The sequence below is a fragment of the Anaeromassilibacillus senegalensis genome (assembly GCF_001261775.1).
GTDB lineage: Bacteria > Bacillota > Clostridia > Oscillospirales > Acutalibacteraceae > Anaeromassilibacillus > Anaeromassilibacillus senegalensis.
Genome location: NZ_LN868538.1, coordinates 1,001,989 through 1,011,651, shown reverse-complemented (window position 1 = coordinate 1,011,651; position 9,663 = coordinate 1,001,989). Strand labels below are relative to the sequence as shown.

The 9,663-nt window shown below is 56.1% G+C and carries 3 protein-coding genes; 2 read left to right on the top strand and 1 reads right to left on the bottom strand.

Annotated elements, in window-relative coordinates:
• Positions 1–228: 228 nt before the first annotated feature.
• The gene (locus BN2106_RS14660; RefSeq protein ID WP_050699294.1) at positions 229–1,509 is read right to left on the bottom strand and encodes a glycosyl hydrolase family 18 protein; all 1,281 of its coding nucleotides are present in this window, start codon (positions 1,507–1,509) and stop codon (positions 229–231) included.
• A 513-nt stretch (positions 1,510–2,022) separates the two neighbouring features.
• Between BN2106_RS14660 and BN2106_RS14655 the strand changes: the two genes are divergently transcribed.
• Positions 2,023–7,563, top strand: coding sequence for a beta-N-acetylglucosaminidase domain-containing protein (locus BN2106_RS14655; protein ID WP_050699293.1), 5,541 nt, complete (start codon positions 2,023–2,025; stop codon positions 7,561–7,563).
• Between the two features lie 566 nt (positions 7,564–8,129).
• Positions 8,130–9,608, top strand: coding sequence for a ribosomal protection-like ABC-F family protein (gene abc-f, locus BN2106_RS14645; RefSeq protein ID WP_050699497.1), 1,479 nt, complete (start codon positions 8,130–8,132; stop codon positions 9,606–9,608).
• The last annotated feature ends 55 nt before the right edge of the window (positions 9,609–9,663 follow it).

The following is a 9,663-nucleotide window of genomic DNA, read 5'->3' as shown; positions in this document are numbered from 1 at the left end:
GCCGGTGGGGGCGCGGGGGGTGGTGGCTGATCGCGGAAAGTGGAGGGGGCTTCGGGAGGAGGAAGAGGGGTACCCCCCGATTGAAAAAAGAGCGGGGCTTTCTCAAACCGCACATTTGGCACAAAATCCGGACAGGATATCAGGACCCCCCCCGCCATAGGCGGGGGGATTTGTCGTTCAGCCGGTTCTGTGTATGCTGCCCATGATGGGACAGACCCTTTTTTGTTCTCAGTCAATGCCGCTCCGGATATGAAACAATGCGTTGAGTACCAGCCAGTTCTGCGGAAAATACCGCATGACGTTCCAATAGCTGACGCCCTGCAATGGATAGCTGTGCGCCAGCACCAGCTTGGACGTGATGCTGCGCGCGTCCTCAAACCAGACTTCGTGTTCCCTGCCGGATGCATCCCAGTACCGAAACCAGGGAGACTGGGCTTTTGGGTCGTACCGGATGACCGCGCCGCGGTCGACCGCCAGCTGTACCGCCGCCGTGTTGGAAATGGAGGGCGCGCGCGACTGCCCATATATATAAGGTAAGGTCCAGTCGTAGCCGTAATTGGGAATGCCCATCAGCAGCTTGGCCGGTTCGATCTGCGTAACAGCGTAATCCATGACCCGGCGCACGCTGTCAAGCGGGGCGATTGCCATCGGCATGCCGGTCGAATAGCCCCACTCATAGGTCATAATCATCACACCGTTGGCGGCGCGGCCAAGGCTTGCATAGTCGTGGCCCGCGTAGAGGACGCCCTTCTGGTCGGAGGAACTCTTTGGGGCCAAAGCGGTAAAGACAACAAGACCGGCGGGGTTCAGTTTGGCGGAAAGCTCGCGCATCAGCGAGGCATAGGCCTCCGCGTCCTCCTCCAGAATGTATTCAAAATCGACGTCGATCCCTGCATAGCCCAACTCCAGGGCGCGGCTATACGTCTGCGCAACCAGCCGTTCGCGCGCTTCAGGGCTGTTCAGAATCCGGTGCGCCAGCTCGCTGTTGAAGCGGTCCTGACAGTCGAGGTTGGAAATCAGCATCAGCGGTGCGGTTCCGTAGGCGCGGGCCGTTGCGATCAGTTCGGCGTCGTCCATGTTTTTGAGCGACCCGTCCGCGTTGGCATGACAGCCGAACAGCGTCAGATAGGTGAGGAAAGGCAGCGTTTTGTACAGGGTGTCCCGGTTGATGAACGGATACGCATAGCCGTTGACGGCGAGCGGGCCGAGCGGCGGCGCCGGATACCGCAATACGACTGACTGCCCGGGCCGCACGGAGCGGTACAGGGCGGGGTTGTTGCGCAGGAGCTGCCGCACCGGCACGCCGAACCGCTGCGCGATCGACGGCAGCGTCTCGCCCGGCTCCGCAGTATGGACCTGTTCCGGGAACAGGATCACAAGCGTTTGTCCCACTGCCAGACGATCCGGCTGGGCAAGCTCGTTGTCGGTGATAATCCGTTCTGCCGGCACACCATAGCGGCGAGCGATGGTATAGATGCTTTCTCCCGGCTGTATCACATGTATCTGCATTTGCGGTCCCTCCCGGTGCGGTTTTTCTCTTCTATACTATGTATGGACAAGGTTTCCCGCATCCGGTTTCGTCAAAATACACGGTTACAGATTGTGGATTTTTTTTGCACCATTCCGGATTTGACTGATCAAAATATGAATAAATATAAGTTAAACTGAAGCTGTATGAATATTTATTCATCTGCGCGGCTGAAATCAAAGAGTGAAAGAGGTTGACCAAAAAAACATTAAGCGGACAAACAAAAAAATAAAAAAACCATCCACCAAAATTTGGCATTTTATCATAATTTCTTGTCCGCAGAAATATGAAAAATAAAAAAACATTAAACCTGTATACAAAATGTCTAAAAATTGACTAGTTTATCCGCTAAAACTATAATATAAATACTATTGGCGTACCGTGAAATGTTGACTGCCTCCGCGTCGTGCGGAGAAAACCAGCAAGGAGGGTGAGGCGTTCATTTGGCTTTTTGAAACTTTAAAGCATGTTTTTGGAAAGAAGGAGATGTGAAAATGAGAAAAAACGGCAGCAAAATCCTGTCCCTGCTCCTGGCGTTCGCATTGCTGATGAGCACCGTTACAATGGCGGCGTCGGCAGCAACAGCGGACTTGTCCGGTCTGCTTGGAACGGCAATCTCCAGCACACAGCCGGAAGACGGCACGAACCTGGCGCTGAACAAAACTGCTTCCGCTTCTGGTGTGGAGAGCGGCACGGGCCATATTGCGCAGCATGCGTTTGATGGTGATGTCAGCGGATCCCGTTGGTCTGTTGATAAAATCCGCAACCACGCGCCGCAGTGGCTGAAGGTGGACTTGGGGGAGGAAATGACCTTCAACCAGGTGCGTATCTACTGGGAAGCCGCGTATGCGAGCGGCTATGAAATCCAGGTATCCAATGACAATACAAATTTTACCACCGTTTATAAAACCGAAGATGGTCAGGGCAAAGCCGAACGGATTACACTGGACGAGCCCGCCACGGGCCGTTATGTGCGCCTGTGGTGCATCACCCGCCCGGATGACGGTTGGGACGGCGTTTCGGTCTATGAGCTGGAGCTTTACCATTTCACCAACGAGGCGATTGTCGACAAAGCGATTGCCAGGCTGAATGTACCGAAGATCATCAACGGCGACTTCAGCGTGATTGTTTCCGATGAGGACGGCGCGTCCATTTCCTGGGAAAGCGACAGCGACCTGCTCAGTATCGACCCGGAGACCGGCAAAGTCACCGTTACCGCGCCGGCGGAATCCACGGACGTTACGCTGACGGCCACGGTCACCTACAAGGATGTCACTAAGACCGTTTCCTTCACGGCGGATGTGCGCAGTGAAGCCGAGCGGCAGATTGAATACACGGTGTATCCGATCCCGCAGCAGATGACGCTGGGCGAGGGCCGCGTCACGCTGACCGAGGAAGTCAACGTTGTGCTGGAAGACGGCATCAGCGAGGTCACCAAGGCCCGTCTGGAAGAGGTTCTGGACAACGCGGGGCTGACCTATTCCTACAGCGCGGCGCCTGTGGCGGATAAGACCAACCTTCTGCTGGGAGTCAACGGTTCCGGCAAGGCGGCGGACGCATATGCCACAGAGCACAATGTCTCCCGCGACGTCTTTGCGCCGGGCGAAAACAAGTTTGACATGCACATCGTCCAGCTGAACAACAACAGCGAGCACGGCGATTTCCTGCTGCTGGGCAGGGATGACGACGCGGCGTTCTACGCCATCGCCACCCTGGAGCAGATGCTTGAACAGAGGATGAATGGGCAATTGACCACCGTCACCTTCGACGATTATGCTAACCAGCAGTACCGCGGCATGGTAGAAGGCTTCTACGGCTATCCGTGGAGCGTTCAGGCCCGTGTGGACTGGTTTGAGTTTGCGAAGAAGCTGAAGCTGAACGTCTTTGTCTATGGCCCGAAGGGTGACCCGTATCATCTGGGCCTGTGGGACGAGGAATACCCCGACACCGTGACCGAACAGGAACGCAAGCAGGGCGTCCTGACCAAGGACGACATCCGCGTCATCACGACAGAAGCGAAAAAATGCAACATCGATTTTGTCTGGGTCGCGCATCCCGCCATGCAGCGCAGGCTGAATATGAGCTCCAAAGCGACGGTAGACAGTGAAATTGATAACCGCTTGCTTCCGAAGTTTGATAGCTTGTATGAATTAGGCGTACGGGAGTTCGGCATTTTTATGGACGATATTAATATCAGCGACGCCTATAGCCAGAGAGAGACCCAGCCGTATCTGATTGACAAGACCCAGCGGCGTCTTTACGAGGTGTACAACACAGAGGATGCGGCAGAAGCAGATAAAGTCAAGCCTCTGTTCTATACCCCGACCTGGTATACCTACGGTTTAGGTTCATCCTCCACACAGAATCAATGTATGGATTATTTTAAAAGAGCGAATGTACACGAGGATGTTGTGATCTGCTTCACCGGCGATGCCGTGTGCGGCCCGATCAACAACAGTTCCTGTGAAAACTTTGCCACCCGCACGGGCCGCAAGCCCTGCATCTGGTGGAACTATCCCGTCAACGACTATGCGGACGCACAGCTCTTTATGGACCGTATCGACGCAAACTTTGCCGTCAGTACGGAGACAAAGGATATGATCGGCGTCATCGCGAACCCCATGAACCAGGCGGAAGCCTCCAAAGTCGCTTTCTTTGGCGTGGCGGACTTCGTCTGGAACACGAAGAAGTTTGACTCTCAGAAGAACTGGGACAACAGTTTCCCATATCTGATTGAAAAGGGCATCCCGGGCGTGTCTAGAGAAGAATTGCAGGAAGCCTACCGCGTGGTCTGCAAAAACATTGTGACCGAGCCGGAAGCAAAGGATATGCAGGAGATGTATACCAGGTTCAAGGCGGAGTATCCGCTCGGAGAACTGGGAACCGCGAAGAAGATGCTGGCGGTATTCAAGGAATTGAACGACGGCATCGCAAAGATCCGTATGATGAAAGATTGTGGAGATGCCTCCTATGAGCTGCTCTATACGGAACTGGAAGGCAACCTGAACCGCCTGTCCGACATGGCGCAGGTCATTGAGAATTCCCTGACTGTTCTGCTGAGCGACGATGACGAAGCCCGCTGGGCGGCGTTCAACGCGGCGTCCAAAATCCAGAACGAAGAGCTTTCCAAGAGCAATAATCCGCGCTACATCGTTCATGCGATGGAGGGCGCCGGGACGGAGTCTTCCTTCAGAGACTACCAGGCAAACCCGTCCAAGAACAACATGCGCCCGTTTGTCAGCTATATTCTGACACAGGCGGAAAGCGCGATCAACAATGTGGCGCCGGTCTCCAGAGAACCGCGCCTCTTCACCAATTCCAACGCGGCGTTTGCGCTGGCAAACAGTGGCAGCAGCCTTTCCGTAACCGTCCCGCAGGGAACCAGCCTGGGCCGGAACGAGTATGTCGGTGTTGCGTTCAATAAGGTGCGCAATCTGACCGGGACTGCCGATCCGCAGGCGGAAGGCCTGACAATGGAATACTCCGTGGACGGCAAGTCCTGGACGGCAATTACCGCCAAAGATGCGGCGCCGGAAGCGGCTTTTGTGAGAGTCAAGAACAACACGCCCGATCCCATTGCGTTGGGCGCCGCGTCCCTGACCTGGACCATAAAACCCGTGGGCCGTTTTGTGAGCGCGTCCGTGGGAGGCGTTGGGATTTATCAGAGCTACGGAACCCAGAACCTGACCGACGGCAACTACAGCACCAAGCTTTGGACCGGAGCGCCGCAGCAGGCGGGCCAGACCGTCACGATGGAATACAGCGATCTGATCAATGTCAACAAGGTCAAGCTGGTGTTCGAAAAAGGAAATGCCGACAGCGCCAAGGCTGCTGTCGTGGAAATTTCCGCGGATAACCTCAATTGGACCGAGCTTGGTTCCTTTACGGAACAGGATCTCAACAACAACGGCGGCATCTATGAGACAACCGGCAACGGACAGCCGGCCAAATATGTGCGCATGCGTCTGACCCAAAGCGCGTCCAACTGGCTGCAGTTCTATGAATTTGAAGTCAACAAGGGCGAGCCGGAGGGCGGAGAAATTCCGCTCGCGGCAACAGAGTCCGGCGCGGACGCCAGCGCGGTATGCGACCGCGATATTGGCACCTCTTACACCGCCAGAAGCGCGGGCCATGTGGACTACAAGCTGTTGCAGGGGCTGAAAGTCAATCAGCTCCGCGTCCTGTTCCAGCCCGGAGCGGCAGGCGAAGCGCCGGCTGTTTCCGTCAAATCGAACGGCGAATGGCAGCAGGTGGGCACACTGACGCAGAATCCCGCGGACTTCGATATTTCCGCCTATGCGAACGTCAGCGACGTCCGTGTATCGTGGACCGACAGCTTCCCGACCATCATGGAGATCATCGAGGACGGCGAGCCGTATGTCGAGCCCGACCGCGTCGACCTGTATCAGTACGTTGCGTATGCCAACGGCCTGAGCGAAGATGATTACACAGCGGACGAGTGGGCCGCCATTCAGACGGCGCTGGCCGCCGCGGAAGCGAAGCTCAACGGCGAGGCGAGCCAGAACGACGTCGATACGGTGAAGAAGGACCTGGAAGAAGCTGTGGGCGGCGTGATCGAACCCACCGCGCATACCCTCACCGTAAACTTCACCACCAACGCAAAACTGACCGCGGAGGACGCGGCGATCGCGAACCTCATCGGCAAATATGAATTGCAGCTCAAGGCGGGCGAGCCGTATGAGCTGACCTTTATCCCGAGAGTGGAAGGCCGCGAATTTGCAAAGGTTCTCGTCGGCGAGGAGGATACCTCCTTCAAGGATACGAAAGCCTTTACCCTTGATGGCACGATGGGCAATGCAAACAGGACCCTGAACGTCCAATTTACCGTGGTCGACAAGCAGGTTCTGCGCCTGACCATTGAGATCGCAGAGGGCTGCGTCGGTTCCGATGAGTATAACGACGCAATCCCGCTGGTGCAGGAAGCGCTTGACAAGGCGCTGGCAGCAGCGAAAAAGGTAGACGCGGACAAAGCAGCAGATCAGGAAGCCATCAACAACGCGTGGAGCAAGCTGATGAAGGTCATGCATTACCTGCAATTTGCCAGCGGCAATAAGGACGGACTGAATGACACGATCATCATGGCGGAGGGCCTGCTCGAAGAGAACTATACCAGCGCGAGCTGGGCGGTTCTGGAGGCTGCCTACGCCAAGGCGCTCGAGGTCCAGGCGGACGAAAACGCTTTGGAAAAGGACGTCAAGGAAGCCGCGGACGCACTCTATCAGGCAATTATGGACCTTGACTTTGCTGCAAATTACAGCTGGCTGGAGCAACTGGTGGAGACTGCCAATGCGCTTGATCTGGATGAATACCTTGACATCGACAAGGACGATTTTAAGACCTTCCGGGATGCGCTGGCAGCAGCGGAAGATATCCTGCTGAACAAGGATACAACACAGGCACAGGTTGACCGGGCGGCTGAGGCGCTTGACAACGCGATGATCGCGCTGCGCAAGATTCCGACCAAGGAAGCGCTGGAAACACGCATTCAAAAAGCGGAATCCATTCCGCTCGGCAAGTACACCGACGACAGCGCCGCCACGCTCGAAAAAGCGCTGAACGATGCGAAAGACCTGATGCGGAACGATCCGGACAACGGACCCGCGCGCGCCAAGGTTTATTATGCACTGGGCGACGCGATGGAAGGCCTGAAGGAAAAGACCGTCCGGAAATCCTCCGGTTCTGCCACGAGAATCACAGATAACAGCTATGGCGTCGCCGGTACGGCGATTGTCGGCGCGGCGGCTCCGTTCGTCCGCTCCGATACCACCGTTGATTTTACCGTCAGAAGGGGCGCGGCATATTGCTTTAAGATGACGGTTGTCAATGGAAACGGCCTGGCCCCGAGCTTTACCGTCGGCAACGGCGGTGTGCTCAAGACCCAGTACGTGACCCGCATCGGCAACGACTATTACTTCCGTGTGTGGGCCGTTGGTACACCGGGCCAGAGCGCGGGTGTGTACACGACCCTGCCGGGCGCCGCTGCTGTTAAGCACTGCACCGTGACAGTTGGCTGAAAATACAACACCGGCTGACGGAAAGGATCGCTTTCACCCTGCGGACAATGTTTAAAACAGGTCTTTCTATGTTTCTAAAAGCGGAAGGAGATGCTTGTTTAGAACGTCGAGCGAGGCTTTAGCCTCAAGTGAGCGGCCCGACCGGAGGTCCCTTCTCTCCTAATGACAATAGCAGAGCGCCCCGGCGGGTTCCGCCGGGGCGTTTCTGCGTTTGGGTGTTGACAAAGAGAAATTCTTTTGTTATATTGAGAAACAGACGGAACGGGCAGACCGTTCTGTGTAGAAATGAAATGATAGGAGTTGGGAACTTGCGTTATTTTTCTTGCTGAGTGTTGTACACGAACGGCGCTGACCAATCGGGGAGAAAGTCTCTCTGGTTTGTTGCGCCCTGCAGGAAGGATACGCTCCCGCAACTCCTTAATCCGGTGGAACCGTCCGCGCGTTCAAACGCTTTGCGCCTGAAAAGGGCCTGTGTTTGATAGGGGCGCGCTGTTTCCGCAGATAAGAGCCGCAGGAGAGCCATGCTTTCCTGCGGCTTATTTATTATGCTGCGGAGGGATGCATTTATGGCAATGATACAGGTAAAACATTTGACTTTTGGATACGATGGAAACCCGGATAATGTATTTGAGGACGTCTCGTTCCAGATGGATACGGATTGGAAGCTGGGCTTTATCGGCCGCAACGGGCGGGGAAAAACGACGTTTTTGAAGCTGCTTTTGGGAGAATATGCGTACAGCGGGCACATTTCCTGCCCGGTTCCGGTATCGTATTTCCCCTATCCCGTGCCGGACGCCGCGTGGAACACGCTGGAAATTGCGGAAGCGCTGGCACCGGAGGCGGAACAGTGGCAGCTTAGCCGGGAGCTGTCCCTTTTACAGGTGGACCAGGATGTGCTCTATCGCCCGTTTGAGACGCTCAGCAACGGCGAGCAGACCAAGGTGCTGCTGGCGGTGCTCTTTCTGCGGGAGAACCGCTTCCTGCTGATCGACGAGCCGACCAACCATCTGGATGAGGAGGCCCGGGAAACGGTCTGCCGTTATTTAAACGGGAAAAAGGGCTTTATCCTGGTTTCCCACGACCGGTGGCTGCTGGACCACTGCGTGGACCACGTGCTGTCCGTCAATCGTGCGGACATTGAAGTGCAGGCGGGCAATTTCAGTTCCTGGCGGGAGAACCGGGAGCGGCAGGATCAGTTTGAGCGCGCGGAACAGGAGAAGCTGAAAAAGGAGGTGGACCGTCTGGCAAAGGCGGCGCGGCGAACCTCCGACTGGAGCGACAAAACGGAAAAAGGAAAGTACAATACGCGCAATTCCGGCCTGCGTCCGGACCGCGGCTACATCGGGCACAAGGCCGCCAAGATGATGCAGCGTTCCAAGACCATCGATCTCCGGCGGGAAACGGCGGTGGAGGAGAAGGCGAAGCTGCTGAAAAACCTGGAGACGGCGGAGCGGCTGGTCCTGCGCCCGATGGAGTATCCCAAGCGCGTGCTGGCGGAGGCAAACGGCCTGTCCGCCTTTTACGGGGAAAAGTGCGTCTTTTCCAATGCGCGGTTCACTATCGAACGCGGAGACCGTATCGCCGTGTGCGGCCGGAACGGCTGCGGGAAATCCACCTTGCTCAAGCTGCTGCTGGGCGAGCCGGTCACGCATACGGGGGAGCTGCAAATTGGCGGCAATCTGGTGTGTTCCTATGTACAGCAGCAGACGGACGGACTGAAAGGGGACCTGCGCGCGTACGCGGAACAGAACGGGCTGGACGAAAGCCTGTTCAAGGCGATCCTGCGCAAACTGGACTTTTCCCGGCAGCAGTTTGAAAAGGATATGGCAGGCTACAGCGACGGGCAGAAAAAGAAGGTCCTGCTTGCCCGGAGTTTGTGTCAGCCCGCGCACCTCTATGTTTGGGACGAGCCGCTCAACTTTATCGACGTATTGTCCCGCATGCAGATGGAGGAACTGATTCTGGACAGCGGTCCCACGCTGTTGTTTGTGGAGCACGACCGCGCCTTCCGGGAGAGAATCGCGACGAAGTTTCTTGTATTATAGGCATTGTATACGAAAACGGAATAAGAAAAATTCCAAGACCGGAGGCAAATCCAGG